The sequence below is a fragment of the Psychrobacter namhaensis genome (genome assembly GCF_016107545.1).
In the GTDB taxonomy this organism is placed as follows: Bacteria; Pseudomonadota; Gammaproteobacteria; order Pseudomonadales; family Moraxellaceae; genus Psychrobacter; species Psychrobacter namhaensis.
Genome location: NZ_JABASS010000009.1, coordinates 80,905 through 107,708, shown reverse-complemented (window position 1 = coordinate 107,708; position 26,804 = coordinate 80,905). Strand labels below are relative to the sequence as shown.

At 44.6% G+C, this 26,804-nt stretch carries 24 protein-coding genes; 18 read left to right on the top strand and 6 right to left on the bottom strand.

Annotation, left to right across the window (positions count from 1 at the left end):
• Positions 1-116: 116 nt before the first annotated feature.
• Entirely contained in the window at positions 117-803 is a 687-nt protein-coding gene (locus JFC06_RS08455; RefSeq protein WP_198334693.1) for a macro domain-containing protein, read from the bottom strand.
• Between the two features lie 177 nt (positions 804-980).
• Here JFC06_RS08455 and JFC06_RS08450 point away from each other — a divergent pair, with 177 nt between their 5' ends.
• Both JFC06_RS08450 and JFC06_RS08445 read left to right on the top strand, forming a co-directional pair.
• On the top strand, positions 981-1,490 hold the full coding sequence (locus JFC06_RS08450) for a hypothetical protein (protein WP_198334692.1): 510 nt from the start codon (positions 981-983) through the stop codon (positions 1,488-1,490).
• Between the two features lie 120 nt (positions 1,491-1,610).
• Positions 1,611-2,321, top strand: coding sequence for a hypothetical protein (locus JFC06_RS08445; RefSeq protein WP_198334691.1), 711 nt, complete (start codon positions 1,611-1,613; stop codon positions 2,319-2,321).
• A gap of 638 nt (positions 2,322-2,959) precedes the next feature.
• On the opposite strand, the gene JFC06_RS08440 is transcribed toward JFC06_RS08445, so the two are convergent.
• Positions 2,960-4,087, bottom strand: coding sequence for a M14 family metallopeptidase (locus JFC06_RS08440; RefSeq protein ID WP_198334690.1), 1,128 nt, complete (start codon positions 4,085-4,087; stop codon positions 2,960-2,962).
• A 446-nt stretch (positions 4,088-4,533) separates the two neighbouring features.
• On the opposite strand from JFC06_RS08440, the gene JFC06_RS08435 reads away from it, so the two are divergent.
• The 4 genes from JFC06_RS08435 (at position 4,534) to JFC06_RS08420 (ending at position 10,995) form a co-directional block, all read left to right on the top strand.
• The gene (locus JFC06_RS08435; protein ID WP_198334689.1) at positions 4,534-5,298 is read left to right on the top strand and encodes an ABC transporter ATP-binding protein; all 765 of its coding nucleotides are present in this window, start codon (positions 4,534-4,536) and stop codon (positions 5,296-5,298) included.
• On the top strand, positions 5,295-6,272 hold the full coding sequence (locus JFC06_RS08430; protein WP_198334688.1) for an ABC transporter substrate-binding protein: 978 nt from the start codon (positions 5,295-5,297) through the stop codon (positions 6,270-6,272). The genes JFC06_RS08435 and JFC06_RS08430 overlap by 4 nt, the downstream gene beginning before the upstream one ends.
• Positions 6,269-8,242, top strand: coding sequence for a Fe(3+)-hydroxamate ABC transporter permease FhuB (gene fhuB / locus JFC06_RS08425; RefSeq protein ID WP_198334687.1), 1,974 nt, complete (start codon positions 6,269-6,271; stop codon positions 8,240-8,242). Before JFC06_RS08430 ends, fhuB begins: the two co-directional genes overlap by 4 nt.
• A 590-nt stretch (positions 8,243-8,832) precedes the next feature.
• Positions 8,833-10,995: a TonB-dependent siderophore receptor gene (locus tag JFC06_RS08420; RefSeq protein ID WP_227685582.1), complete on the top strand. Its 2,163-nt coding sequence runs from the start codon at positions 8,833-8,835 to the stop codon at positions 10,993-10,995.
• Between the two features lie 93 nt (positions 10,996-11,088).
• On the opposite strand, the gene JFC06_RS08415 is transcribed toward JFC06_RS08420, so the two are convergent.
• From JFC06_RS08415 to JFC06_RS08405, 3 genes are all read right to left on the bottom strand, one after another.
• Positions 11,089-11,955, bottom strand: coding sequence for a DODA-type extradiol aromatic ring-opening family dioxygenase (locus JFC06_RS08415; RefSeq protein ID WP_230708385.1), 867 nt, complete (start codon positions 11,953-11,955; stop codon positions 11,089-11,091).
• 97 nt (positions 11,956-12,052) lie between these two features.
• On the bottom strand, positions 12,053-13,003 hold the full coding sequence (locus tag JFC06_RS08410; RefSeq protein ID WP_198334685.1) for a glutathione S-transferase family protein: 951 nt from the start codon (positions 13,001-13,003) through the stop codon (positions 12,053-12,055).
• 50 nt (positions 13,004-13,053) lie between these two features.
• Positions 13,054-13,506, bottom strand: a complete 453-nt coding sequence (locus JFC06_RS08405) for a DoxX family protein (protein WP_198334684.1) — start codon at positions 13,504-13,506, stop codon at positions 13,054-13,056.
• A 150-nt stretch (positions 13,507-13,656) separates the two neighbouring features.
• On the opposite strand from JFC06_RS08405, the gene JFC06_RS08400 reads away from it, so the two are divergent.
• On the top strand, positions 13,657-14,574 hold the full coding sequence (locus tag JFC06_RS08400) for a LysR family transcriptional regulator (protein WP_198334683.1): 918 nt from the start codon (positions 13,657-13,659) through the stop codon (positions 14,572-14,574).
• 208 nt (positions 14,575-14,782) lie between these two features.
• On the opposite strand, the gene JFC06_RS08395 is transcribed toward JFC06_RS08400, so the two are convergent.
• A complete protein-coding gene (locus JFC06_RS08395; RefSeq protein ID WP_198334682.1) occupies positions 14,783-15,700 on the bottom strand; it encodes a LysR family transcriptional regulator in 918 nt (305 codons plus the stop codon).
• Positions 15,701-15,958: 258 nt separating this feature from the next.
• On the opposite strand from JFC06_RS08395, the gene JFC06_RS08390 reads away from it, so the two are divergent.
• The 11 genes from JFC06_RS08390 to pcaF all read left to right on the top strand — a co-directional run bounded on the left by JFC06_RS08390 (position 15,959) and on the right by pcaF (position 26,773).
• A complete protein-coding gene (locus JFC06_RS08390; RefSeq protein ID WP_193006988.1) occupies positions 15,959-17,080 on the top strand; it encodes a muconate/chloromuconate family cycloisomerase in 1,122 nt (373 codons plus the stop codon).
• 165 nt (positions 17,081-17,245) lie between these two features.
• Positions 17,246-17,536, top strand: coding sequence for a muconolactone Delta-isomerase (gene catC, locus JFC06_RS08385; protein WP_198334681.1), 291 nt, complete (start codon positions 17,246-17,248; stop codon positions 17,534-17,536).
• Between the two features lie 231 nt (positions 17,537-17,767).
• Complete coding sequence (gene catA / locus JFC06_RS08380) at positions 17,768-18,691, top strand: catechol 1,2-dioxygenase (RefSeq protein WP_198334680.1); 924 nt, start codon at positions 17,768-17,770, stop codon at positions 18,689-18,691.
• Positions 18,692-18,819: 128 nt separating this feature from the next.
• A complete protein-coding gene (gene benA / locus JFC06_RS08375) occupies positions 18,820-20,199 on the top strand; it encodes a benzoate 1,2-dioxygenase large subunit (RefSeq protein ID WP_193006991.1) in 1,380 nt (459 codons plus the stop codon).
• An 84-nt stretch (positions 20,200-20,283) separates the two neighbouring features.
• Positions 20,284-20,781, top strand: a complete 498-nt coding sequence (gene benB, locus JFC06_RS08370; protein ID WP_193006992.1) for a benzoate 1,2-dioxygenase small subunit — start codon at positions 20,284-20,286, stop codon at positions 20,779-20,781.
• Positions 20,782-20,846: 65 nt separating this feature from the next.
• Positions 20,847-21,863: a benzoate 1,2-dioxygenase electron transfer component BenC gene (benC, locus tag JFC06_RS08365; protein ID WP_198334679.1), complete on the top strand. Its 1,017-nt coding sequence runs from the start codon at positions 20,847-20,849 to the stop codon at positions 21,861-21,863.
• Between the two features lie 47 nt (positions 21,864-21,910).
• On the top strand, positions 21,911-22,690 hold the full coding sequence (locus tag JFC06_RS08360; protein WP_198334678.1) for a 1,6-dihydroxycyclohexa-2,4-diene-1-carboxylate dehydrogenase: 780 nt from the start codon (positions 21,911-21,913) through the stop codon (positions 22,688-22,690).
• A 78-nt stretch (positions 22,691-22,768) separates the two neighbouring features.
• Positions 22,769-23,965 carry a benzoate/H(+) symporter BenE gene (benE, locus tag JFC06_RS08355; RefSeq protein ID WP_198334677.1) on the top strand — a complete coding sequence of 399 codons (1,197 nt, stop codon included), beginning with the start codon at positions 22,769-22,771 and terminating at the stop codon, positions 23,963-23,965.
• Between the two features lie 140 nt (positions 23,966-24,105).
• A complete protein-coding gene (locus tag JFC06_RS08350) occupies positions 24,106-24,798 on the top strand; it encodes a 3-oxoacid CoA-transferase subunit A (RefSeq protein ID WP_198334676.1) in 693 nt (230 codons plus the stop codon).
• 37 nt (positions 24,799-24,835) lie between these two features.
• Positions 24,836-25,489: a 3-oxoacid CoA-transferase subunit B gene (locus JFC06_RS08345; RefSeq protein ID WP_198334675.1), complete on the top strand. Its 654-nt coding sequence runs from the start codon at positions 24,836-24,838 to the stop codon at positions 25,487-25,489.
• A 45-nt stretch (positions 25,490-25,534) separates the two neighbouring features.
• Positions 25,535-26,773, top strand: coding sequence for a 3-oxoadipyl-CoA thiolase (pcaF, locus tag JFC06_RS08340; protein WP_198334674.1), 1,239 nt, complete (start codon positions 25,535-25,537; stop codon positions 26,771-26,773).
• Positions 26,774-26,804: the final 31 nt, after the last annotated feature.

Here is a 26,804-nt window from a genome sequence, read left to right as displayed (position 1 = left end):
TCGTTGAGTCGTTAGTTTACCAAGTTTACTTGTACGGTTTCTTCAGCATAGCTCAGTATTAGTAAAAAACTTAAAGGGTTGAAAAAAGACATATTATTTAGCCGTGAATTATTCTTTTAGAAAAGACTTTTTTGACTCTGCTCACTTCCATTAAACTTATATGATAGTAGCTTTTCAAGAGTTGATATGCCAACACCTTTTATACTCGAAATTTGCCCAATTTGAAATATCATATTACCATTCATAGCTTCTTCTATTAATGCCAGGTAGTTCACTTTAATCCCTGTAAGCTTACTTATATTAACCAAGTCTGTAGATAGAAACCATTCTTCAAGCTCTAAATATAATGTATCACTAGCACTAGGATCATATTCGTAAATTTCAATATCAATATCTAGGTCCGATAGATACTCCATTAAAATGGATCTTGAAACATTTTCATCTAAGCCTCCTTTATCAGCACCTAACAATGGAAATGCAATAGACATTATCTCTTTAGATTTGTAAGTATCACAGAATTTTTGTAGACCATCGCGTAAATAAGATTCTTTTGAAGGATAGCGCCAATGTTTTTTTGTTGGAAAATTTAAGATCCAAGGATTATTATCTTTATAAAGCCAGAGCTTTCCAGGCTCTAAAAGCCCTTTCTGACAAATCTTAACATACCTGTCAAACATGTCTGGGTAACGTAGTCTACATTCAAGAGCTAAACCAGCACCCATTACCCCTTCACAGTTAATGGTATTCACAATTACCTGTGCCTCAGAAGTAAAGATACTCCCTTTCAATTCTCGTACGGCCATAAAAAAACAACCTTAAATTTTATTTTGAACTAAAGTTTGTATTAAGCTGTGTTTATAGTGCAGAGGGTAGTAGATTTTAGTAAGATGGCAATAGAATTAAGTATAGTACTTTTAACTATATAATTCTAAATAACTTGTTCTAAGTAAAACTGCTCAAATAAAAATGGAGATAAAAAAATGGGTTTATTCGATCTTTTCATTAAAAAAGCACAACCAATACCCAATACTATAGATAAATCAATGGATATGCATCTCAAAGAGGCTGAAGTAGATGTTGTAGCTATCGTTAAAAATAGTCATGTCATGTACATTAATGAACATCTTGATCGTCTATTTAGGAACTCTAGCCGTGGTAAATTTGATGGAAGAGTCGTTAAATTTAACTTTAAGGGCATGGAAGACAGCAGCAGCATAGATATTTTCGTTGCTTTTGATGATCAAGATGCCTTTACAATGTTTACACTGAACATGGGTAGAGGTGAGAGGTTCAATTATGTAAGTCAGGCTTTAATGACATATTTTAATGAAATAGGTATCGCATCATCAATATTTGCAAGTAATACTCAATACGCAACTCAGCAAGAGTATGCTTATAAGTTATTTAAAGAAGAGTCTGGTTATTATATGATTAACAATGGTGGAGATAAGACCTACACAATTGATTGGAATGGTGTAACCGCAGGCTAAAAGCTGTTATATAACATTCAAATTATAGAACTTACTCACAGCTAAACTTTATATAATACCTATAGGATCAAATACCTTAGTCCTATACTATTTCAAAATTTATATCCTAGGTTTAATATTATGGGAATTGAGTCGTCACAAGCATTACAATATATGAAAAGAGTTGCTGAAGCTGTTGAAAAAGGTAATGAAGTGTTAGAAATTCTTGGCTATTTAGGAGGTATAACTGACTCAAACTCATTTATAAACCATGCTTTAAATGCTATTTTCTTTCAGCTATCTGAAAATAATAACTCGCCTTATTCGATAAATAAAGCACATGATAAGTGGGATTATGCAATTAATTATTGTGAGTCCCTAATTGAACAAGGTCTGACCAAGAATGATTGTGCAACCCTTAGCTCGGATGGTCTAGATTATCTGAGTAGACTATATCCTGATGTTTATCTATTAATTGAAGACAATGTTTATGATCAATTATCAGAAAATGTACATGAAGCTGTTTCTTCGAGAATAGAATCAAAGGAAGTTGCATATCAATTTATTATAGAGGAGCTTGAAGCTGCATCGATGGGTAATGAAGAAGCTCAAGCTTTTGTAGCTGAGAGTCATCTTTCTTTCGAAGAAATTCAAGGTTCGATGGCTAACTCTTCATCTTTGGTAGATGGCGCAGATGGACCTCAGCAAACCTTAACACGACTGATAATGAATCTTAATCTTGACATGACATATGCAACTCGGATCAGAATTCGAGTGGTTAAAAAAATTACGGCTGATTGGTTTCAGGATGATACAAATAGAAAGGACATAGATTGGGATGATATATTTTAGACCTAGTACAGTATAAGAAGTGGTCATGAATCGCGCTTATCCAATGTTTAGTATTGTGGATCGCTACTATATTAACTACATATATAATAAAGCTTAATTTAATGATTCATTAAAAGATTATTAATATGTACTTAGTTCAAAGCTTGAGATTCATACTGAGTGCTTTACCCAAATAACCAAACCTATAGAAAACTCATTAAAAAGTATAAAAAATAATTGATTGGGCGTACTTGTAACCGCAAGCTCGATATTTTCAATTACAAAAAATGACAATATCATTTTAGTCAAAAATCTATAGTCATATGAAAGAAAATAATAAAAGTATTGTTGGTATATTAGTTGGTATAAGATAAAAAACTATATATATTAACTTTTAATATCAATGCTTTAACTACTTAGTTAAGTTGATACTGGGCCCACCACATATTAAATCAGGCTTGATCGCAGCGATGCGGCAAGCCTTTTTTTATGGGTTTTAAAGAAGCAGAAAATAAGCAAATAGAGGATGAGTCGGCTTGGTATAACCCACCCTATAAAAAAACCCTAACAAACACTTCTTGCTAGGGTTTTAGACAGACTGATGACGTGCACTGCCGTCTTGAACAACAGGTCTATCACTCATTAACGCCAGTCATTAGCTAACGTAAATCATCAACGACCGCCAACATGGCAATTAACGACGCTTCCCCCAGTTTTGCAGAACGCTCTGGTGACCACCCCATCACCGAGTCGGGAACGTTGTCGTTATCTTTAAACGGCATCTCTAAGGTGTTGGCTAAGCAGTCAAAGCGTTCAGCGACCCAGTTGGTTGCAAGTGTCATATTCGCTTTACCCGGCGCATCAACGTCATAACCAAATTCAGACTGAAAGTCGGCACTGGCGAGTCTTAACACTTCTGAAAATCGATCCCGTAAACGGGCAAGGCGGTCATTATAACTTGGCGTACCTTGTGAACCGGCAAGGAATACGTATGGTAACGCTTCATCGCCATGTACGTCATAAAATAAATCAACCCCCGTCTCTTCCATTTTCTTGATCACGTAGAACACTTCAGGGCTTTTTTCTAGACTTGGATTTGACCATTCACGGTTTAAATTGGTCCCTGCTGCGTTTGTGCGTAGATGTCCGCGTACACTGCCATCAGGGTTCATGTTAGGCACAATGTAGAAGTTTGCTTTGTCTAACAATAACCTACTGTTGGCATTGTCGCTGTCTAGCAGAGTGTCTATTAATCCTTCAACCAACCATTCTGCCATCGTCTCACCAGGGTGCTGACGCGCTGTGATCCAAATATTGCGTTTATTGGTATTGCCATCACCAATTTTCACTAAGGTTAGGTCGCGCTTATCGAGGGTTTCTCCTAAATGCTCTAAGGTTACTAACGGATGCTCTTGAGCTGCTGCTAATAAATCTTGATGACGCTCATAGCTATAAGGCGCAAAATAAGCGATTTGAATGGTGTCACACGCTAAGTCTGCCTTGATGCTTAACTGTCCATCTTTATAAGAGGTTGGCAGTCGGAACCAGTGCTGACGATCGTATGATGCAACCGCTTGATAATCCTCCCACCCTTTAGGATATGATGCTTCCCCTGCATTGAGAATATTGAGTACGTACTGCTCTCCGATCTGACCTGATAGACGAAAGTTAAACCATTGAAAAAACGCGTCACCAACGTCTGGACGAATGGCCAGCTGAATGTCTTTTTTATTGTCTACATTAATAATGTCGATATTACCTGCATCGAAGTTGGCAGTGATGTGCATAAATCTTCCTTATTGAATTTGTTTTGTATGGTAGGGTTGCAAAAAATAGCAGTCAGGGCAATGGATAAATTGATCGCTATTTGTGCCTTTATAACCCCAAATATAACATTTTTTCTCTGACCGTAACTTCTTCTTTAACGCCTCGACGTACTTTTTAAAACACTAGCGATAGATGTTTAAAAAGTACTATTTTATTGGACCATCCATACCTATTGCACGCTGCCCTCTGGCATATTGATCTTCAAACCAACGATTGTTTTGTTCATACCTTTAATGGTGTAGAGGATGAGTCAAAATTCGATACCAAAAGCCACCACCAACCACACATTGCCGTTCGTCTCTCGGGGAATCTCTCACCTGTTTATCACATAAGTAAAAATGAAAATCATTTGCATTATTAAGCAGTTTTTATTTAGAATGCTTCATTTACTTTTAGACAGCTCACTATGATGTACATCAATAATTTAGCCTTAATACGTCAAAAGAAAGTATTGCTGCATCCAACTTCTTTTAAAATTGAGCCAAAAAAACTGTACGCCTTAATTGGTCACAACGGTTCAGGTAAGTCCAGCCTTATTAAAGCGATGGCAGGAGAGATGACGCCGACTCAAGGTGACATCCATATCAATGACCACAATTTACGAGAGTTTTCTGCCAAGGCATTAGCGCAAAATCTGGCGTATCTGCCGCAACATCTTCCTGACGCTGGTGCTTTCACTGTCTATGAGCTGGTGATGCTGGGAAGATATCCCCATCAAAAATGGCTGCAAAAACCCTCTGCGCAGGACCATGAGCAAGTGGATAAAGCCATCACACTCACTCAAGTCGATGCCTTTAGAGACCGTCAAGTGTCGACGCTATCTGGTGGTGAGCGCGCACGCGTGTGGCTGGCGATGTGTTTGGCACAGCATACAGAGTTTCTACTGTTAGATGAGCCATTGGCGGCGCTTGATGTGGTTTATCAAGTTGAAGTTCTAAAGTTGATTCGGCAATTGGTTGACCAACAAGGCTTGGGTGTGGTCATTATTTTGCATGACTTGAACCTAGCGGCAAGGTTTTGTGATGAATTTATTGCCTTAAAACAAGGCGAGCTTTGTCACATGGGTGATGTCCCAAGTACGATGCAAAAAGAGGTGTTACATTCAATATTTGGGGTGGACTTTACCTTGCTAACCCATCCTGCCACTGACCAAAAAGTAGCAGTTATATGAGAATTTATCGATCACAGCGTCACACTGCCTCCCCTTTGATCGGATTCTTTGTGGCTTTGTGCTGTAGCTTATTGTTAAGCAGTTGCCAGTCGCCTGATACCCCACCTACTCCCTTATCTAATCCAAACGATCAATCACTACCTAGTGTCATGACCCCCGACTGGGGAATTGCCGCGACGCTCATTGCCATGGGTTATCCACCAGTGGCTATGGGTGATAAACCCTTTTATAGAGAATGGGTCGGCAAACCCACCATACCCGATACGACACTCGATGTAGGCACACGCTATCAGCCCAATCCTGAAATGTTCTCTCAGTTAGACTTAGATATGGTGATAGACAACGCGTTTTATCAGCATTTGCATCCCATGTACGGCGATTTGCCCATCCATTCTATTGAATTGACCAGCCCTAATAAAGTCGCGACTTGGGAAGATTTTATAGAACCCACTTTAAAACTGGGAGAGTATGTTCACCACCCTCAAGCCGCGCAGGCATACCTAGACAGAAGTAAGCAAAAAATAGCTCAAGCGGGCCAGACTTTTCGGGCGCGCCACCCCCATATTAAAAAATTGGCCGTTGTACAATTTGCTGACAGCAACAATTTGCGGATGTTTTCATACAATAGTTTGTTTCATCCCGCTTTAGAGGTCATGGGCCTACAGCTCGTGGCATTGGCAGATGGCAATCAATGGGGGTTTGCACCCATCATGCTAGGAGAGTTGGCACAACTTGATGACGATACCTGCCTTGTGATCGTGGAACCTCTCAGTAACCTGCTTAAGCTGGAGTTACAAGACAGCTTAGTATGGCAACGACTGGGCTACTCCTTTGATGGAGACCGACAACCTGCTGGTAAAAGACGCTGCGTCACCTTACTGCCCGCAACATGGAATAACAGTGGTGTGGCTTCTATGAATGTCTTAGCCGATCGCTTAACGAATGTCACTTTTGTAGGCAATACCGATTTATGATGAGTAAAAATAATTTTTTGTCTGCGAACCGCATTTATATGATGGTTGTCCTATTAATAGTGATGGCACTGGTAAGCAGTTACGCGGTCATACGTCAACTATGGCACCTACCTTTTTTCGAACTGTTTACCCCCTCGTTTGAGCTGTCACTTGAGGACATGAGTGTTCAGCTGAAAATAGTACCGACGATGTTAGTGGCATCGACTGCCGGCGGTCTTTTAGGATTGGTCAGTGTGCTATTGCAACAGTTGGTTAAAAACACGCTTGCCTCGGACACGACACTGGCAGTCGGTAGTGGCGCCAACATGGCTTTGCTAATTGTCACTTTATTCCTGCCTAGTTTGGCGCTAGGAGGAAGCTTTTGGGTCGCTTTTATCGGGGCACTTAGCAGTATGGCGATTGTATTCATCCTAGCTGCTCCTAGTCGCATGAATCCTTTGGTACTGGTGTTAGGAGGGTTGGTCACCAACATTTTATTGGGGGCTATTGCGGCCTTATTACTGATTTATTACGCTGAAGAATCCTTAAACGTCATGGTGTGGGCGGCAGGTAGCCTCACTCAGAATAACTGGCAAGTATCTAGTGTATTAACCATTGCCAGCGTGGCTGCTTTTATCAGCTTACTACCCTTGTTAAAACCCCTAGAGATAATGAGCTTGGACGATAGGCAGGCAAAAAGCTTGGGCGTACCTATTAATCTTATTCGCGGATTGGTGGTGGGATTGGTGGCCTTACTGACCGCTCTTGTCGTTAGTCGTGTGGGCCCTATTGGTTTTATTGGTTTGGGTGCCGCCACCCTTGTTAATGTGTTTTCCGTTCGGCGTATTGGTTACCGCCTGTTATTAGGGTATGGGTTTGGGGCGCTTTTATTGTGGATTACCAGTAATGCCACGACACTACTACAACACTATCTGAGCCTAAATATTTCTGCTGATGCTATGACAGCCTTACTTGGCGCGCCATTGGTCATATGGCTGATAGTGACCCAAAGCCGCCAGCATACCGATGAGGTTATCCCAACTCTGGTGTCAGAGCGCCGCCCCACTCACTTAATTCGCTGGAGTGTGGCCTTAGTATTACTAGTAATAAGCGTGCTTATCTTCACCGCCACCGCAAACGGCTGGCAACTAAACGCTATATGGCACTTAATTATTGATTTTAGACTACCGCGCACCCTAAGTGCTGCCGCCACCGGCGTCATGTTAGCAACGGCAGGCGTGTTGCTACAAACCTTGACGCGCAATCCTATGGCTAGCCCTGAGGTATTGGGCATTAGCTCAGGCTCAGCGATAGGTGTGGTATTGGCCTTTATTTTCCTACCCAGTTTTGGCTACCTGGGTATCGTGTTATCAGGACTATTAGGCGCCTCTATCGTGCTTGGTCTAATCTTATGGCTCGCTCGTCGGATCAATCCAGCCTATTTATTATTGGTTGGTGTGGCTATTGCCGCATTGATGGGAGGGCTGTTAAGCCTAGTCAAAATATCTGGGGATCAGCGGCTACAAGCGGTCCTCAGCTGGCTGTCAGGCTCCACATATCTTGCCAGTCCCGAAACTGCGTGGCTGCTTGTGGCGTTTGCCTTATTACTCTTCTTATTGAGTTTTATGGTCATAAAACCATTAGAGATACTCAGTTTAGGTAGTGGGATAGCACGTGAACTCGGCGTGTCTTTGAGACTGTTTCAAAGTCTGATATTAATTCTCGTAGCAGCCCTTAGTACCGTATCGACTTTGGCAGTGGGTCCACTCAGTTTTGTCGGCCTGATGATTCCGCACCTCGCCAGCACACTAGGAGCCGTTCAGCTAAAGCGCCAGTTGCAACTGTCGGCTATTTTAGGAGCAGCCCTAATGGTCGTCGCTGACTGGCTGGGCCGCTATATCATCTTTCCTTACGAGATCCCAGCGGGCACGATTGCCGCCATTATTGGTGGGGCGTACTTCTTATACCTGATGCGTCGCATTAGAGCATAAACAGTAGCGTAAACACTATTAAACAAAAACTTGCCCAAAGTGACGATAACTGGCCGTGTCGTCATTCTGGACAAGCGAGATATTTAGACAATTAAAAGTCTTGCAAAAGCTATCGTTAGTGAACGATTACCATCACTTAGCCTACTCATAGCATTTAACAGTTTGCAGTGTGGTGGCGCCTCGTTTTTTAGCATCTATTCTTTCATTCCCAAATCGTCTATTCATACCCTTCGTTCTCTTCCGTCAAATCAATAAAACTACGGTGTAGGACATCAATCGATTCGTCGATGTTTCAAAAATATTTCGTACTGTATTGCTAATAGTAACAATTATCATTATCATTGTTCGGTATTCGACAGTGCCTATCTACCAGCCAATGGGCGTGTTATTTCTACAGCGTTTTATGAGCAAAAAACTTAACGCTGTATCAACATGATGTTGGACCGGCCTCCCTACTACTATAATTGAGATCTTATTTGATGTTTACAGTCACACAAAATATAAATCGGTATAAACCCAGTACTTTAAGTTGGTTTGTCAAACAAACCATGCACCTGTCAGCCATTGCTTCTTTAGCAGTAAGTTCATCGATGATTCACGCTGAACCATCACCGCTAACCACGACTACGGATGACAGTGGCGACATCAATCGCGCAAACAGCGAAGCCGAACCAAGTACCACGCTACCAACCATCGTGGTCACGGCAGATATAAACAAACAAGTCACTGAAAATACTGATAGCTACACTATCCCTGTCGCCCGTAGCGCCACAGGATTGGCGTTATCAGCCAGAGAAACCCCGCAGGCCGTCAGTGTGGTCACCCATCAGCAGATCAAAGATCAAAACTCAAACAATTTAACAGAGGTACTCAAACGCGCACCCGCTATTCAAGTGGGCAGTATTGATGGCGCTCGCAGCGGGTTTTCAGCAAGGGGTTTTGGCATTAATGGCTTCCAAATCGACGGGTTGGACACTGACTTTGTTCAGCAGGCCGCCATGGGCGAATATGGTATTAATACCGCTATGTTTGATCATGTTGAAATTGTACGCGGCGCCACCGGTTTGATGAGTGGCACAGGTGACCCTTCTGCCAATGTTAACTTAATACGTAAACGTGCGGATAGTAACGTACGTGCTACTGAACTCTCGGCTGACGTAGATCGTTATGGTTATTATGGCCTCAGTGTCGATCACAGCCAGCCATTGAGTGAGAGCGGTGCGGTACGGGGCCGAGTTGTGGCAAATTATCAAGATGGCGATACCTTTATCGACCGTCAAGAATTGGGACAAAATCTGCTTTATGCCACGGTTGATGCGGATGTGAGCGACAATACCACAGTCAGCATTGGTGCCAGCCGTCAGCACAATAAGTCAAAATCAACCATGTGGGGCGGTTTGCCCAGTTACTTAAGCGATGGCTCAAAAGCAGAATGGGACACCAGTAAGAATGGCAGTGCCAATTGGACAAACTGGGACTCTGACAACGTCTATTACTTTGCTGATATCGACCATGACTTCAATGAAGACTGGAACCTCACCACCAATGCCAGTTATAACGAGAGCGACAGTAGCCCAAAACTGCTGTACATGTATGCCAGCAGCGTTGATCCTGACGCTGGACTGATTTACAACTTAAATCCATTCCACGCCGATACCGAACGCAAGCAAGTCAATGTTAAAACCGAATTGACCGGTAATTTTGATGCCTTAGGCAAAACGCATCAAGTCATCGTCGGTGGCTCTTATAAAAAAAGCGATCTTGACACCTTTACTTATACAGCACCGCCCGACGGACTGTTGCCTGTGTCTGAATTTTCTGATTGGGATGGCAGTTATCCTGAAACAGTGTGGGGTGACAAAACCCAAAGCTCTGATGTCACTACTAAAGAAAAAGCCATTTTTGCAGCAGCTCAGCTTCAGTTAACCGATCCTTTATCGTTAATTTTGGGGTCACGTGTGTCTGATTATGAGCGCTCGGGTTTTCAGTATGGCAGTAATGTAAATACTGAATCCGAGCACATTTGGACGCCTTATGCGGGTATCACTTATGATGTCAACGACAATCACAGCCTCTACACCAGCTATAGCGCGATCTTTCAACCTCAGTCAGAACGTGATATCAATGGTCGTTATCTCGATCCTATCGAAGGCAAAAACTACGAGATTGGTCTAAAAAGTGAGTCGGATAATGGCGCACTACAAAGCCAAGTCAGTATCTTTAGAATCGAGCAAAACGACCTTGCACAACTCGATGGCGGTCAAACAATACCAGGTGCTGGTCTTGAAAAAGCCTATGTTGGCGCAGATGGCACCAGTCAGGGCGTCGAAGTAGAAGTCACCGGTCAGCTTAGTGACAAGCTACAAGCGACTATTGGCTACACGCACTTTAATGCTAAAGGCAAGAATGGCAAAGCCATCAACACTGGCTACGCTGACACCACGCTTAATCTGTTTGCCACCTACGATATGGACGATATCATTCCTAACTTGACCGTTGGTGGCGGTATTGATTGGTCAAACGGCTACTATGGTATTGTCACCAATCCTGTGACTGGACGCTCTGAAAAGTACGGCCAAGATGATGTGACACTGGCTAGCATCATGGCAAGATATGCTGTCAATGAAAATCTAGAAGCGCAGCTTAACGTCAATAATTTATTCAATCAAAAATATCTTGCTGGCGAAAACTTCTTTGGGTTAACGTATGGTGAACCTATAAATGTGGTAGGCAGACTGACCTATCGCTTTTAGTCTTCATACTGATCATGACTGTATTGGTTTCGACGCTTCTTCATCTTAGTACACGGGCAGTCAAGGAACTGATTGAATCCCCACTTAACGAGATTAGCCAAACTGAAAAGCTGATATCTGTGTGCTAAGGACTTGCTGAGAATAAACTTTGGTACCGTGATCGCTTTCTGCTGCGCCTGCTGCCACCATCAAAGGTATCAGGTGCTCTTCTGCACCCAGCAGATGAGATTCGAGCGCATGAGGCGCACTTGACCATTTAGATAGGGCTGCGAATCGCGCTTCTGGCTCCGCCTCCACAGCTTGAGTCAACCACTCGTCAAATATCTCTGACGGTGCGGTAAAACGTGGGTCTCCATAGCCACGCATATTATGAAAACTCATACCACTCCCCACAATCAACACCCCTTCCTTACGTAATGATGCAATGGCTCGACCTGCCAGCAAGTGCGCTTCAGGATTAAGGTCATTACGTAGTGACAACTGCACCACTGGAATGTCTGCCTCAGGAAACATCAACTTCAACGGCACAAACACGCCATGATCAAAGCCTCTAGAGATATCTTGTCTGTTGTCTAAACCTGCAGTGGTGAGCAACTTACTAATACGATCTGCCAATACTGGCGCACCAGGCGCTGGATAAGTGAGCTGATAAGTATGCTTAGGAAAACCAAAATAGTCATAAATCAGCTCGGGTTGCCTGCCAGCGGTAACACTAAACTCAGGCGTTTGCCAGTGGCCACTAACCATCAAAATAGCTGTGGGACGCTGTGGTAAACGATTTGAGATACTTTTTAGAAACACAGCCATTTTGTCCCAGGTATCAGCCGGTTGCCAATCCATAAAAAAACACGGCCCCGCACCATGAGGGATAAACAGTACTGGCTGCGTTACTGAGTCGGCCGATAATGGTACGGGCATGGTACTCTCCCCTATCTTATTACTTGTAAATTCATTACTCATTAACGTTACTCCAGTCTGTTCATTCAGGCGATAAATAATACGACGCAGCCTATAAACACTAAGGTTAGGTAAAAACTTTATGCATTTGCTGTCTGACTTACTGAATGCTTTTAGGTCCAACAGGAACGATTCCATTCAGATTTAACGCCTTTATGGAATAATATCCCGCCTTGATATGCTCTACACTCACCGTTGCTGCGATATCATCCAGTGCTAACATTCGTAGCATATAGACATGCAGTGCATTCATATCTTTAATCAAGTTACGATTGCATTTGAACAGTCCATAATACGCCGCATCAAAGCGTACAAGGGTGACAAATAAGCGAATATCGCTTTCGATCAGCTGAGTACCAAACAGATACTGGCGACCATCACTCAGACGCTTTTCCAGTAAATCTAGCATGTGAAATACTTGATGATAAGCTTCTTCATAGGCAGTCTGTGTCGTTGCAAAACCCGCTTGATAGACCCCATTATTCAGATTGTTATACATGGCTAAATTTAGTGACTCAATGTCATCAGCCAGCTCTTTTGGGCACAAATCAACATCGCTTGGCACTAGTTCTGCAAAGGCACTATTGAGCATCCGCAAAATGTCAGCGGACTCATTGTTGACGATAGTACCGCTTTTTTTGTCCCATAGCACGGGTACAGTCGCCCGTCCGGTAAAGTCAGGCGCGGCTTTGGTGTAGAGTTGATGGACATATTGGGCACCGTTGATAGTATCATTGTCAGCGCCATCGAACCCACCAAACTGCCAGCCTTGGTCACCAAGTTGTGGATTGACAACAGTGATATCAATCATTTCTTGCAGGCCTTTTAATTGCCGTACCATTAAGGTGCGTGATGCCCAAGGGCAAATCAATGCCACATATAAATGGTAGCGGCCTTTTTCTGCTTTAAAGCCACCAACGCCAGTCGGACCGGGCTCTCCATCCGGCGTAATCCAATGACGAAATGATGAGGTCTGACGGATAAACCGCCCTTGCTCGTCCTCAGCTTGTACCGGTTGCCAGTTTTCAGTCCACTTGCCATGAATCAACATAATCGCTTACTCCTAATGTCCTGATGCTGCTTTCGTTTTGATAGAAACGATTAAACACGCCCTAGTTTTTCTGATAAAGCCTTGTCCACACTGAGATACCCGCCACCTTGTACGGCTAAAGCAATCAAAGTAACAAACAAGGTCAACGCATACTCATAACCACCATCAGCGGCAAATAAACCATTACCAATATGTACAGAAAAGATAGCGACCAACATAGTGAAGGCGGCTACTAGAGCGGCAGGACGAGTTAGCAGCCCTATTACTAGTGCAAGACCGCCGAAGAACTCCGCGCCTCCTGCCAGCAAAGCCATTAGATATCCAGGTTCAATGCCCATACTGCTCAGCCACTGCGCGGTACCTGCCAAACCATTGCCCCAGAACCAACCAAACAGCTTTTGGGCACCATGTGCGGCCAAAATCAAGCCGACTGGTACGCGAAGGATGAAAGCGGCAGACCCAGCTTTGGTCTGCAAAGTTTTATTGAACAGGGATGTTTGCATTTTATTCTTACTCCATGATGTTTCATTAAAATAAATTGTCAGCCTTTAGGCATAAACACACTTTACTATCAACGTATTATCAGAGTAAGATAGATTATAGGGAATAATTAACAACATATCGTTGATAATAAAGGTAAGAGTAGATAACCCATGGATAGAATTGATGCGATGCGTGCCTTTGTCGCGGTCGTGACCGAAGGCAACTTTAGTAATGCGGCAAACGCTTTGCGCCTGTCACCGCAATTGGTCAGCAAGTATGTCTCTAAGTTGGAAGATCAGCTCAATACACGTCTGCTTAATCGTACTACTCGTAAAGTCAGCCTCACTGAGGCTGGTAGTCACTACTTTGGGCACGCACAGCAAATTTTATTAAGTATTGATGACATGGAGTCGCAATTAGGAGGCTTGCAGCAGAACCCTAAAGGTACCTTAAGAATAAGTGCGCCTGTGTCGTTTGCCCTAAAACACATGGCGAGATTAGTCACCGACTTTCAGCGACGCTATCCTTTGGTCAAGGTCGATCTACAACTGAGTGATCGTAAGGTAGATATCATTGAGGAAGGGTTCGATGTGGCATTGCGTATCGGGCAGCTAAAAAGCTCATCGCTTGTTGCCAAACCCGTCGCGCCCATACGTGTGGTTTTATGCGCTTCGCCTCAGTATCTTGCAACGCATGGTACGCCTACACAGCTTGCCGACCTTAATCATCATCGTTATTTGCACTATAGCTACATGAATATGAAAGGACGGGAAGACCTCTACCAGTGCTTAAAGACAAAATACATGCAACAAGGGAGTGAATTTCGTAGTAATAATGGCGACGTACTGGTTGACGCTGCAATAGCGGGGGCAGGATTGATATTGCAACCGACGTTTATTGCTAGTACCGCCCTTAGTAGTGGTAAGCTGGTGATAGTGTTGCCTGAGTTTGAACCAGAGCCTTTAGGCTTATACGTTGTCTACGCGCACAGGAAACTATTGCCTCATAAAGTCAGGTGTTTTATTGATTTTATTGAAGGGTACTATGGTTCGCCGCCCTACTGGGATGAGTCTATAACGACTGACTAACACTTATGATCCTACTTAATATCAAAATTTCAGCCTTTATGGGATAAGTCCTAATAAATTCATCAAACTTATAAACAACTATAGGGCAAATTGGCGCATCTCAGCAGTTTTTTTATTGTAAACCTTAACACTAACAACAAAGTGCTGGGGCCTAAATACCTAAAACCCTCGAGAGAATACTCCGTCTTTTTGTCTTTCTTTAAGGTCTTTAAATGTTTTCACGTTTGTAGTCAAAGCCTTCTGTGTCATATATTTGATAAGTGACGTCCAGCAATGTTTTTAAAAGCTCTGACTTGTCAAAGTGCCTGACACTCATCACAATCGGTGAGGTAATCAATCGATCTTCAAAGGGTATATAAGTCACTTCTTGACTACGCAAATGTTCAAGAGTTTTGGGGACAATTGTCAAACCCTCACCAGCGGCCACCAATCCTAATGCAATGTGCAACTCACGCACTTCCGTAAAATAGTTGGCTTTTAAATTACGCGCCTCAAACAACTCCAAGACGTAATCGATAAAACTGGGACGCGGCGCGGTTGGGTACAGTAATAGATTCTCATTGGTTAAATCCGTTAGTCTCAAACTGGTACGCCCTTCTTGCGCGAAAGGATGACCAATAGGAACTGCAACCACCAAGCTTTCCTCTCTGAGCAACAGCCGCCGAATAGAGGCATCTTCGAACAGCAGCCTACCAAAACCAACGTCTATTTTGCCGTCTACCAACCCTTGTGTTTGTTGCCAAGAATTCAGCTCGTACAGTTTAATCTCGATGTTTGGATATACTTCACGAAAATAGGCGATTACTTTTGGCAAGATGCCGTACAGTATCGATGAGACAAAACCGATAGACAAAGAGTTGTCAAAATTACCTTTACGAATGGTCATCGCCCGCAGATCATCCGATTTCTTTAGTATCTGCATCGCATGATCATAAAAAAACTCCCCTGCTTCAGTCAGTTTGAGCGGGCGATTTTCCCTATCAATTAACGTAACGCCTATCTCTTCCTCTAGCTGCTTGATTTGTCTACTAAGGGGCGGCTGTGAGATATACAGGCGAGCAGCAGCCTTGTTGAAACTTTTTTCTTCTGCGACTGCCACAAAGTAGCGTAAATGCCTCAGTTCCATTTTTCTCTTCCTTGATTAAGCCTTGGGCTTTTTTTAGTGTCATTTTTTCAGTGGTATTACTAGTGGCTATATCAACTGAGTGAACGCGATCATAGCAACCATCTTTATACCTAAAGAACATAACACGGCGCAGGTTGGTTATAAAAATACCTAAAAGGTATCAATAGTAGACTAAATAGGTCTTAGACATGCTGTTATCTAGCATTTATAGTTCTTATTAAGCATAAGGAAGCAACACTCATTCAATTAGGGACTGTCATGATTCGTTCAATTAATACCTTGCTGGTACCAATACCTACTATTCGAGCGCATAAGCTTGCTTGTACCGTCATGAACGAACAAGTACTCGTGCTCGTACACATTCAAACAGAAGACGGTTATGAAGGCTGGGGCGAAGCGACGACGATTGGCGGCCTAAGCTATGCTGAAGAGAGTCCTCATAGCATCAAAACCAATATCGACACCTACTTTACCCCGCTACTACTAAAAGAGCAGCCCGCCAGCGCAGCAAAAGCGATGCAACTGTTAAACCTTCACATCAACGGCAACCGTTTTGCAAAGTGTGCGATTGAAACAGCACTACTGGATATCGAAGGCAAACGTCTAAACCTGCCCGTGAGTGAGCTGATCGGTGGCCGGGTACGTGATCGTATCGAGGTGGCGTGGACGCTGGCCAGTGGTAATACAGCGACCGATATCAGTGAGGCCAAGCAAATGATGGCACAAAAACGCCATCGTATCTTTAAGTTAAAAATTGGTAGCAATCCGATTCTTGAAGATGTCGCCCACGTACTGGCTATCAAACAAGCGCTACCAGATTGCCGAATTACCGTCGATGTCAATCAGGCGTGGTCAGAGCTTGAGGCAATGAAAGGCATTAGTCTACTGCAAGCAGGCGACGTTGACCTAATAGAGCAGCCCATCTCAATGCGCAATAAAACGGCCCTAAAACGGTTAACAGAGCACTTTGATGTGCCTATTATGGCGGATGAAGTGGTTCAAGACCCACAAAATGCTTTTCAGCTAGCAGCCGATCACTGTGCCGATGTCTTTGCGGTAAAAATTAACCAAGCAGGTGGCTTAAAGGCAGCATGCTTGATCGGACACATGGCACATTTAGCGGGTGTCGAGCTTTACGGCGGTACGATGTTAGAGGGTCCTATCGGTACAGCGGCATCAGCACACGTGTTTGCCACTTATCCTAGTTTGAGATTTGACACAGAGCTTTTCGGTCCACTCTTACTGACCGAAGATATCTTAGCACAGCCGCTTGACTACCAAAATTTTGGCCTGAGCGTTCCTACTGGCGCAGGTCTTGGTATCGAAGTAGATAGCGACAAGGTATACCACTATGCCAAACAAGCCGCGGCCACATTATAAAAACCAACATTATTACAAGACTATACGAGTAACTCTGACACTAAGAGCGTATAGCAAGCCGCCAAAAAGCGTCAAAAATACAGGTAACCCTATATATGAACACTGAGTGCTGACAGGAAGCAGTTGTCAGCCACACTACCCTTCAACAGATACAAGGAAACAGTTATGTTATACCACGTCAGAATGGATGTTTTAATCCCAACGGATATGGATGCCGATAAGGTCAACGAGCTTAAAGCAACCGAAAAAGCCCTCTCACAAAAACTCCAAGAACAAGGTAAATGGCGTCACATTTGGCGTTTGGCTGGTGAGTACTCTAACTTTAGTATTTTCGATGTCGATAGTAATGAAGAGCTACACGACATCATGATGTCGCTCCCCCTGTACCCATACATGAAAGTTGAGGTCACGCCATTACTACGTCATCCCTCATCTGTCCGTGATGATGATAGCTAAACCCGTAGACAGCGCTATTGGTCAGCGCCATCAGAGTGACTTATAACCAATCACCAATAGCGTATCAGCAATCGTTTCCACACATTTTTCTCACTAGACTTCCATTGGTCTATCGCAGACCAAGGGTACTTTATGACCCAAAATTTAGTAGATCAGTCATTTAATCGACACAATTTGAGTAAGAAAGCTCAATATCAAAACCTTTAAATAGTCCTCAACAAGGAGAGAGACATGGAACGCAGCCAAATTGAAGCACTAGCCACGCAATTCATCAAAGGCAAAATTGACTTCCCTGAACAAGTCAATCCACGCGTACAAGAGATTGTATTACGTATCGTCACTGACCTCATGCAAACCATCAATGATCTAAAAATCACGGCCGATGAATACTGGACTGGGGTTGAATTTATTGGTGATTTGGGCAAAGAGGCCGGTTTATTATCACCCGGTCTTGGATTTGATCACTTCATGGATTTGATGATTGAAGAAGATTTAAAAGAAGCGGGCCTTGATGGCGGGACCATACGTACTATCGAAGGGCCACTCTATGTCGCTGGTGCGCCAGAAGAAAAGGGCTTTGCTCGTCTAGACGACGGTACGGATCTTGACAATGGCACCGTGCTGTTTATGCAAGGGACTGTTTATGACAACGATGGCAAACCACTGCCAAATGCCAAAGTTGAAGTATGGCATGCCAATAGCTTAGGCAACTACTCTTTCTTTGATGAATCACAGTCTGATTTTAACCTACGTCGTAGCATCATCACTGATGAAAACGGCAATTATGCCTTCCGCAGTATTGTACCGCTCGGTTACTCAGTACCACCAGACGGCATGACGCAAAAAGTACTGGGCCCGCTCGGCCGTCATGGTCATCGCCCAGCCCACATCCACTTTTTTGCCAGTGCAGATGGACATCGCAAATTGACCACGCAAATTAACATCGATGGCGATGAATACTTATGGGATGACTTTGCTTTTGCCAGTCGTGAAGGCTTGGTGCCAGAAGTGACAATGGTTGAAGACGCTGACAAGCTACAAGAAAAAGCGCTTGATAAACCCTATGCCAGTATTGATTTTGATTTTCATCTCGTAAAAGACATCGATAAACCGGTCCAAGGCAGTGAAGTTGAACGCCGCCGTGCCCAAGGTTAAGGCTCACTTGTTATTGAATATAAGTAGCTAATAAACAGTAGATTCTTGTGTTTGATACGTCCCAAGTGTCGTATCAAACCTCACTCCCTACCCTCATTTAACACCGTTATTATACAAGGAAGGCCACCATGAGCGAGCGTATCAACCTAATACCTGAAGGATCAGATATCACTATTGATGATTTTTTAGAAGAAAGTAAAGAACAAGGGATCTATCGTCTGCATCGTAGTGCCTTCACCAATGAAGAGCTATTTGAGCTTGAGATAAAACACATTTTTGAGAGCAATTGGGTGTATTTGGCTCATGAAACGCAAGTCCCTGACAATAACGACTACTACACGTCATACATTGGTCGTCAGCCAGTCATCCTTGCCCGTAATAAGGAAGGCGAGCTGCACTGCATGATTAACTCATGTTCACACCGCGGCGCTCAGTTATGCCGTCATAAAAAAGGCAACAAAGCCACTTATACCTGCCCATTCCACGGTTGGACCTTTAACAACTCAGGCAAACTACTCAAAGTAAAAGACCCAAGACACGCAGGATATCCTGAATGTTTTAATAAAGAAGGCTCGCATGACCTCAAACAAGTCAAACTTGCCAACTATAAAGGCTTCTTATTTGCCAGTCTAAATGATGATGTCGAACCTATCGAAGACTGGCTTGGTGGCTCCACCAAAATCCTTGACATGATTGTCAACCAATCACCAGAAGGGTTAGAAGTTCTACGTGGCACGTCAACTTATACCTTTGATGGTAACTGGAAACTGCAAGCTGAAAATGGGGCCGACGGCTATCACGTCTCAGCTGTGCACTGGAACTATGCTGCGACAACTGCGCGCCGTAAAGAAACCGAAGCGGTTAAAGAAGACAATATCAAGGCCATGAACGCTGGTAAATGGGGTCGTCAAGGCGGTGGTTTTTACTCCTTTGAAAATGGTCATATGCTGCTATGGACCCAGTGGGAAAACCCACAAGACCGTCCAAACTATGCGTATCGTGACGACTACGTGGCCAAGTATGGCGAGGCCATGGCGGATTGGATGATTGGACGTTCGCGTAACTTATGCTTATATCCGAACGTCTATATCATGGATCAGTTCAGCTCGCAAATTCGTATGCTACGTCCTATTGCTGTTGATAAAACAGAAGTGAGTATTTGGTGTATCGCCCCAAAAGGTGAAAGCGATGAAGCACGTGCTCGCCGTATCCGCCAGTACGAAGATTTCTTTAACGTCACCGGCATGGCAACACCCGATGACCTAGAGGAATTCCGTTCATGCCAAGAAGGCTATAACGGCATCAAGCTCGAATGGAATGATATGTGCCGAGGCTCAGAGCACTGGATAGAAGGTGCTGACGAAGGGGCAGCCGCCATCGATCTCAAACCTTTAATGAGTGGCGTTAAAACGGAAGACGAAGGCTTATATACCGTACAGCATCGCTACTGGCATCAAGAGATGAAAAAAGCCCTAGAGCAAGAAAAACAGCTACATGGTGAAGGGTAATATCAGCCACTAAGCCAAGCCAAATACGAAAGCCCGTCACTTGCTTGTTATGGCAGGACTCATAAATACATAAGGATATCGATAATGAAAAATGCAACCGTTAATATCGAAGAGGTTCGGCAGTTTTTATACCGTGAAGCGCGTTTACTTGATGAAAAAAACTGGGATGAATGGCTGACGTGCTATGACGAAGACTGTCCATTTTGGATGCCCAGCTGGGATGACGATGGCGAGCTCATCAGCGACCCACAAAGAGAGATCTCACTGATTTATTATCCTGATCGTCGTGGTCTTGAAGATCGTATTTTCCGTATCGAAACGGAGCGCTCTTCAGCGACCATCCCTGATACCCGCACCACCCACAACTTATCTAACATTGAGTTACTTGAAGATAATGACGGGATCGTGACTGTACGCTTTAACTGGATCAATAAATCTTATCGCTATCACGAGACCAATACCTATTGGGGATACTCTCAGTACAAGATAGATATGAATCAAGACAAACCAAAGATTTTAGATAAATACGTGGTCTTAAAAGACGACTATGTGCATCAAATTATGGATGTCTATCACATCTAGTTATCACTCACTCATTCTTCAGACACTACGTTTCATTTAACACGTGTTGAAAAGGGATATTTCTCATGGAATACAATATTGCTCTACAGTTCGAAGACGGCGTCACAGGTTTTATCAAGTGTGAAGCAGATGAAACGGTCGCCGAAGCCGCTTATCGTCAAAAATTCAATATCCCAGTGGATTGTCTTGATGGCGCTTGCGGCACCTGCCGTTGTCACTGTGAGTCAGGTAGCTACGATATGCACCCTGACATGTATATCGAAGACGCGCTGACAGAAGCGGAAGCTGCTGAGGGTTACGTGTTGACCTGTCAGATGATTCCAGAAAGCGACTGCGTCATCAAAGTACCAAGCTCCTCTGAAGCCTGTAAAGTGGGTAAATCTACTTTCAAAGGCAAGCTACAACAGCTCAATGTACTGTCAGAGTCCACCATTCATTTTGGCGTGGACATCGAAAACCCAGATGCATTGGTGTTTTTGCCGGGTCAATACGTCAATATTAGTATTCCTGATTCTGACGAAACACGCTCTTACTCGTTTAGCTCTGTGCCGAGCGCCAAGCAAGCTGAGTTTGTCGTCCGTAATATCCCTAACGGCAAGATGAGCACCTTCTTGTCTGATATCGCTCAGATTGGTCAGGACATCGACTTTGAAGGGCCATTTGGGAGTTTTTATCTACGTCCACTGGTGCGCCCGACATTATTTTTGGCAGGTGGGACAGGCATTGCCCCTTTCTTATCGATGCTAAAAAGCTTAGAGGTTGCTGGCGTCCATCACCCTGTCAATATGGTCTACGGCGTCACCAATGATACGGATTTGGTGGAAATTGCCAAACTTGAAGAAGTGAAACAAAACCATGCTTGGTTTGATTATCGTACCTGCGTGGCAAGCGAAGACAGTAGCCATGAGCGTAAAGGCTACGTCACAAGCCATGTTGAAGATGAGTGGTTAAATGGAGGTGACGTTGATGTTTATCTCTGTGGTCCTTTAGCCATGGTCGATGCGGTCAGTGACTGGCTAGACACTAGACAGCTAAAACCCAGCAATTTTTATTATGAGAAATTCACCCCAAGTGAAAAATAACATGGCTTAAACCATAGCGTGACAAGCAAGGTTTTTAGGAGACAGCAATGAGTAAGCGCTTTGAAAATAAAGTATGTATCGTCACTGGCGCCGCCCAAGGTATCGGGCGCGGCGTCGCCTTACGTCTAGCAAGTGAGGGTGCAAAAATAGTCATGGCCGACTTCTCACCGTTGGTGGAAGAAGTCTTGGCCGACATCACGGCAAACGGCGGTGATGCCACGACGATTCAAGCGGATCTTGAAACCTATCAAGGCGCACAAGCGGCTATCGATAAGGCTCTTGACACTTATGGTCGTATCGATGTACTCGTCAATAACGTTGGCGGGGCGATATGGATGAAGCCCTTTATCAACTTCTCAGAAGAAGAGGTGCAAAAAGAAATCAGTCGCTCATTATTTCCAACGCTCTGGTGTTGCCGTGCGGTATTGCCAGTCATGGTCGAACAGCAAGCGGGCACCATTGTCAATGTCTCCTCCATCGCCACACGTGGTATTAACCGTATCCCCTACTCAACCGCGAAAGGTGGTGTGAATGCCATGACAGCCTCACTCGCTTTTGAGTACGCCCGTGACGGTATTCGTGTCAACGCGGTCGCAACGGGTGGTACGGAAGCGCCGCCCAGAAAGATTCCACGTAATGCTAAGCCCTTAACAGACGATGAAAAGTTATGGATGCAGGCAGTCGTTGATCAAACCATTGATCGCACCTTTATGAAACGCTATGGCACGATTGATGAACAAGTCAATGCCATTGTGTTTTTAGCGTCAGATGAGTCCTCTTATATCACTGGCAGTACGATCCCTGTGGGAGGCGGTGACGCAGGCTAAAGGCGCCCAACAAGCTCGGAGTTTGACTCATTTAATCTCTCCTACTCTAGGATTACCGCTTATTTGCAAGGAAGCAATATGGCCACTGTCATCCAAACCTTAAAAGAAGATTGGTCACTCTCCGCGTCGGTGGCAGGATTTTTGGCGGTGCTCATCTCGTATGCTGGCCCCCTGATTATCTTTTTTCAGGCCGCACAAGCCGCGCAGGTCTCAGATGCAATGATGGCTTCTTGGATTTGGGGTATCTCCATTGGTGCTGCCGTATCTGGCATTTATCTCTCCATTAAGTACAAGACGCCAATCATCACCGCTTGGTCAGCGCCCGGTACAGCACTACTGGTAACCGTATTTCCTGAGATGAGTATCAATGAGGCCATATCTGCTTATATCCTCTCAGCAGTGGTGATATTTTTGGTGGGTGCTACAGGGTCTTTTGACAAGATTTTAAGGTGGATACCGAATGGTATTGCGGCCGGTATGATGGCCGGTATTTTGTTTCAGTTTGGCTTAGCGTTATTTGTGGCCACCAACACCATGCCGTTTATCGTGTTTAGCATGCTTGGTTGTTACTTATTGGCCAAACGTTTCTCACCGCGCTACACCATGATTTGGGTCTTGTTATGCGGGGTTATTTTAAGTCTCCTGCTCGGCAGGATGAATCCTGTTTCGATGAATTTGGCGATGACCATACCCACCGTTATCTGGCCTGAATGGACGTGGAACGCCACGTTTAACCTTGCCATTCCCTTAATCTTGGTCAGCTTAACAGGGCAGTTTTTACCGGGTATGGCCATCTTAAATCTCAGTGGCTACAACACACCAGCCAAACCCATCGTCAGTGTCGCAAGCCTTGCCTCATTAGTGGTCGCTTGTGTTGGTGGCATTACCATTGTACTCGCGGCGATTACTGCCGCGCTGTGTACAGGCAAAGATGCACATGAGCTCAAAGAAAAACGCTATATCGCAGGCGTCGCCAATGGGATTTTTTACTTATTAGGGGGATTGTTTGCCGGTAGCATTGTCATGGTGTTTAGTCTGTTGCCAAAAGAGCTGGTCGCAGCATTGGCAGGCCTTGCTCTTATTGGTGCTATTTCTGCCAACATCACGATTGCTATGAAAGATGACGGCCAACGAGACGCCGCCTTAATTACTTTTTTAGCGACCGCCTCTGGCATGAGTTTTCTTGGGTTAAGTTCTGTATTTTGGGGCATTGTTATCGGTATGGTGGCTCATTATGTTTTGACAAAAAAACGTTTATCACCACTTTCTACTTAATCGCAAACGCTATGAGTGATTGATCATACCACCTTCTGATACCACCCATTAACACTCAGCCTCCTTAATGAATGATTCAACGGTTTTAACGAAAATTCTGGCTAATAATCTCTAACACTACTGTCTTATAGGATATCAATATGATTAACAAAGCGGATAAAAGTCTCACAGATGTGCTCAGTCAAATCAAAGATGGCGCCACGATTATGATTGGTGGCTTCGGTACTGCAGGACAGCCTGCCGAACTGATTGACGGCCTCATCAGTTTGGGCGTTAAAGATTTGATTATCATCAATAATAATGCTGGTAACGGTGACCATGGTCTTGCCAAACTATTAAAATCTGGGGCGGTACGCAAAATCATTTGCTCGTTCCCGCGCCAATCAGACTCTTGGGTGTTTGATGAGCTGTATCATGCGGGCAAAATCGAGCTTGAACTGGTGCCACAAGGCAATCTCGCCTGTCGTATTCAAGCCGCCGGTATGGGACTTGGTGCGGTATACACGCCAACAGGTTTTGGTACTTTGCTCGCAGAAGGTAAAGAGACGCGCCATATCGATGGTAAAGACTATGTCCTAGAGTATCCAATTAAAGCAGATTTTGCCTTAATCAAAGCTGACAAGGGCGATCGCTGGGGTAACTTGGTCTATCGTAAGTCTGCCCGTAACTTTGGTCCAATCATGGCAATGGCGGCTGACGTGACCATCGCTCAAGTCTCTAGAACCGTTGAGCTGGGTGAGCTTGATCCCGAACACATCATCACGCCGGGTATCTTTGTGCAGCATGTGGTGCCAATCCAGCCAACTCATGCCAACGCCGCAGCTATCGCTTAGTCATCGCTTAACACTGCCATTTATAAGGAGCTTCACCATGAGCCATACGTTACTAACACGGGACCAAATCGCCAAGCGTGCTGCCCAAGATATCCCAGATGGTGCCTATGTCAATTTGGGCATTGGTCTACCCACCAAAATTGCGAAATATTTGCCTGCTGATAAGGATGTGTTTTTGCATTCAGAAAATGGCCTGCTGGCTTTTGGCCCTCCGCCCGCCAAAGGTGAGGAAGACCCCGAACTGATCAATGCCGGAAAAGAATACGTCACTATGTTAGAGGGTGGCAGCTTTTTTCATCACGGTGACTCGTTTGCCATGATGCGTGGTGGACACATCGATATTTGCGTGTTGGGTGCGTTTCAAGTGGCGGCCAATGGCGACTTAGCTAACTGGAGTACCGGTGCAGAAGACGCAATACCCGCTGTCGGCGGCGCCATGGATTTAGCGGTTGGTGCCAAAAAAGTCTTTGTCATGACCAATCACACAACGAAAACAGGCGATCCTAAGATTGTCAATGAACTGACCTACCCCGTGACTGGCAAACACTGCGTTGATCGTGTTTACACCGATCTGTGTGTCATTGATGTCACTGATAAAGGGTTAGCAGTCACAGAGATCATTGACGGTATGAGCTTTGCTGAGTTGCAAGCAGTGACTGGTGCTAGGCTCATTGATGCCACTCATTCATAAAAAAACTCACAATCCAAACCCAACTCTCAGGACAGGATACTCACCATGACTGATTTCATCACTGGTTTAAATGATGCTTATATTATAGACGCCATTCGCACACCTTTTGGGCGTTACGGTGGCGGCTTGGCACCAGTACGGGCAGATGACTTAGGCGCTATCCCTATCAAAGCACTAATGGAGCGTAATACCAACGTCGACTGGATGCAAGTAGATGATGTCATCTATGGCTGCGCCAATCAAAGCGGTGAGGATAACCGTAACGTTGGGCGTATGTCGTCACTGCTCGCAGGCCTTCCCTATCAGGTGCCTGCCACCACCGTCAACCGCTTATGTGGCTCATCAATGGATGCGCTAGCCATCGCCGCGCGCGCGATTAAAGCAGGAGAAGCCGATCTCATTATCGCAGGCGGCGTTGAGAGCATGAGCCGTGCACCGTTTGTGATGGGCAAATCAGATAAAGCGTTTGGGCGTGGCCAAACGCTTGAAGACACTACGATGGGCTGGCGTTTCATCAATCCAAAGCTCGACAAATTATATGGTACCGAGACCATGCCGCAAACGGCAGAAAACGTCGCCGAGCAGTTCAACATCAATCGCGCTGACCAAGATGCTTTTGCCCTACGTAGCCAACAACGTACCAAAGCTGCAGAAGCGGCAGGATTTTTCAAAGACGAGATTACCCCAGTCGTCATCCCGCAGCGCAGAGGCGATGCGGTCATTGTCGATAAAGATGAGCATCCTCGGGCTGATACCACGCTTGAGAAATTAGCCAAGCTGCGTGCCATCGTCAAAGAAAACGGCACCGTGACAGCCGGTAATGCCTCAGGGATTAATGATGGTGCGGCAGCTTTTTTAGTCGCTTCCAAGCAAGCGGTGAAGCAATTTAACTTAAAGCCGCGTGCCCGTGTTGTGGCGGCAACGACGGTCGGGGTTGAACCACGCATCATGGGGTTTGCCCCCGCACCAGCGATAAAAAAGCTATTGGCGCAAACAGGATTGTCACTCGATGAGATGGATGTCATTGAATTAAACGAAGCATTTGCGGCGCAATCGCTAGCCTGTACACGCGACTTAGGTTTGCCAGATGATAGCGCACGCGTCAATCCCAATGGTGGGGCGATTGCGCTTGGTCACCCCCTAGGTGCGTCGGGCGCAAGGCTGATCTTAACCGCACTCAATCAACTTGAAAAAACGGGCAAACGCTTTGCCATCTGCTCCATGTGTATTGGGGTAGGACAAGGCATCGCCATGATTATTGAACGTGTTGACCATTGCGCATAGAGCATATAAATAGTTAACCATCATAACCACA

Coding starts and splice junctions, on each gene's coding strand:
- JFC06_RS08455 (WP_198334693.1), bottom strand. CDS start 803: ATGGCCGTACGAGAATTGAAAGGGAGTATCTTTACTTCTGAGGCACAG.
- JFC06_RS08450 (WP_198334692.1), top strand. CDS start 981: ATGGGTTTATTCGATCTTTTCATTAAAAAAGCACAACCAATACCCAAT.
- JFC06_RS08445 (WP_198334691.1), top strand. CDS start 1,611: ATGGGAATTGAGTCGTCACAAGCATTACAATATATGAAAAGAGTTGCT.
- JFC06_RS08440 (WP_198334690.1), bottom strand. CDS start 4,087: ATGCACATCACTGCCAACTTCGATGCAGGTAATATCGACATTATTAAT.
- JFC06_RS08435 (WP_198334689.1), top strand. CDS start 4,534: ATGATGTACATCAATAATTTAGCCTTAATACGTCAAAAGAAAGTATTG.
- JFC06_RS08430 (WP_198334688.1), top strand. CDS start 5,295: ATGAGAATTTATCGATCACAGCGTCACACTGCCTCCCCTTTGATCGGA.
- fhuB (WP_198334687.1), top strand. CDS start 6,269: ATGATGAGTAAAAATAATTTTTTGTCTGCGAACCGCATTTATATGATG.
- JFC06_RS08420 (WP_227685582.1), top strand. CDS start 8,833: ATGATTCACGCTGAACCATCACCGCTAACCACGACTACGGATGACAGT.
- JFC06_RS08415 (WP_230708385.1), bottom strand. CDS start 11,955: ATGAGTAATGAATTTACAAGTAATAAGATAGGGGAGAGTACCATGCCC.
- JFC06_RS08410 (WP_198334685.1), bottom strand. CDS start 13,003: ATGTTGATTCATGGCAAGTGGACTGAAAACTGGCAACCGGTACAAGCT.
- JFC06_RS08405 (WP_198334684.1), bottom strand. CDS start 13,506: ATGCAAACATCCCTGTTCAATAAAACTTTGCAGACCAAAGCTGGGTCT.
- JFC06_RS08400 (WP_198334683.1), top strand. CDS start 13,657: ATGGATAGAATTGATGCGATGCGTGCCTTTGTCGCGGTCGTGACCGAA.
- JFC06_RS08395 (WP_198334682.1), bottom strand. CDS start 15,700: ATGGAACTGAGGCATTTACGCTACTTTGTGGCAGTCGCAGAAGAAAAA.
- JFC06_RS08390 (WP_193006988.1), top strand. CDS start 15,959: ATGATTCGTTCAATTAATACCTTGCTGGTACCAATACCTACTATTCGA.
- catC (WP_198334681.1), top strand. CDS start 17,246: ATGTTATACCACGTCAGAATGGATGTTTTAATCCCAACGGATATGGAT.
- catA (WP_198334680.1), top strand. CDS start 17,768: ATGGAACGCAGCCAAATTGAAGCACTAGCCACGCAATTCATCAAAGGC.
- benA (WP_193006991.1), top strand. CDS start 18,820: ATGAGCGAGCGTATCAACCTAATACCTGAAGGATCAGATATCACTATT.
- benB (WP_193006992.1), top strand. CDS start 20,284: ATGAAAAATGCAACCGTTAATATCGAAGAGGTTCGGCAGTTTTTATAC.
- benC (WP_198334679.1), top strand. CDS start 20,847: ATGGAATACAATATTGCTCTACAGTTCGAAGACGGCGTCACAGGTTTT.
- JFC06_RS08360 (WP_198334678.1), top strand. CDS start 21,911: ATGAGTAAGCGCTTTGAAAATAAAGTATGTATCGTCACTGGCGCCGCC.
- benE (WP_198334677.1), top strand. CDS start 22,769: ATGGCCACTGTCATCCAAACCTTAAAAGAAGATTGGTCACTCTCCGCG.
- JFC06_RS08350 (WP_198334676.1), top strand. CDS start 24,106: ATGATTAACAAAGCGGATAAAAGTCTCACAGATGTGCTCAGTCAAATC.
- JFC06_RS08345 (WP_198334675.1), top strand. CDS start 24,836: ATGAGCCATACGTTACTAACACGGGACCAAATCGCCAAGCGTGCTGCC.
- pcaF (WP_198334674.1), top strand. CDS start 25,535: ATGACTGATTTCATCACTGGTTTAAATGATGCTTATATTATAGACGCC.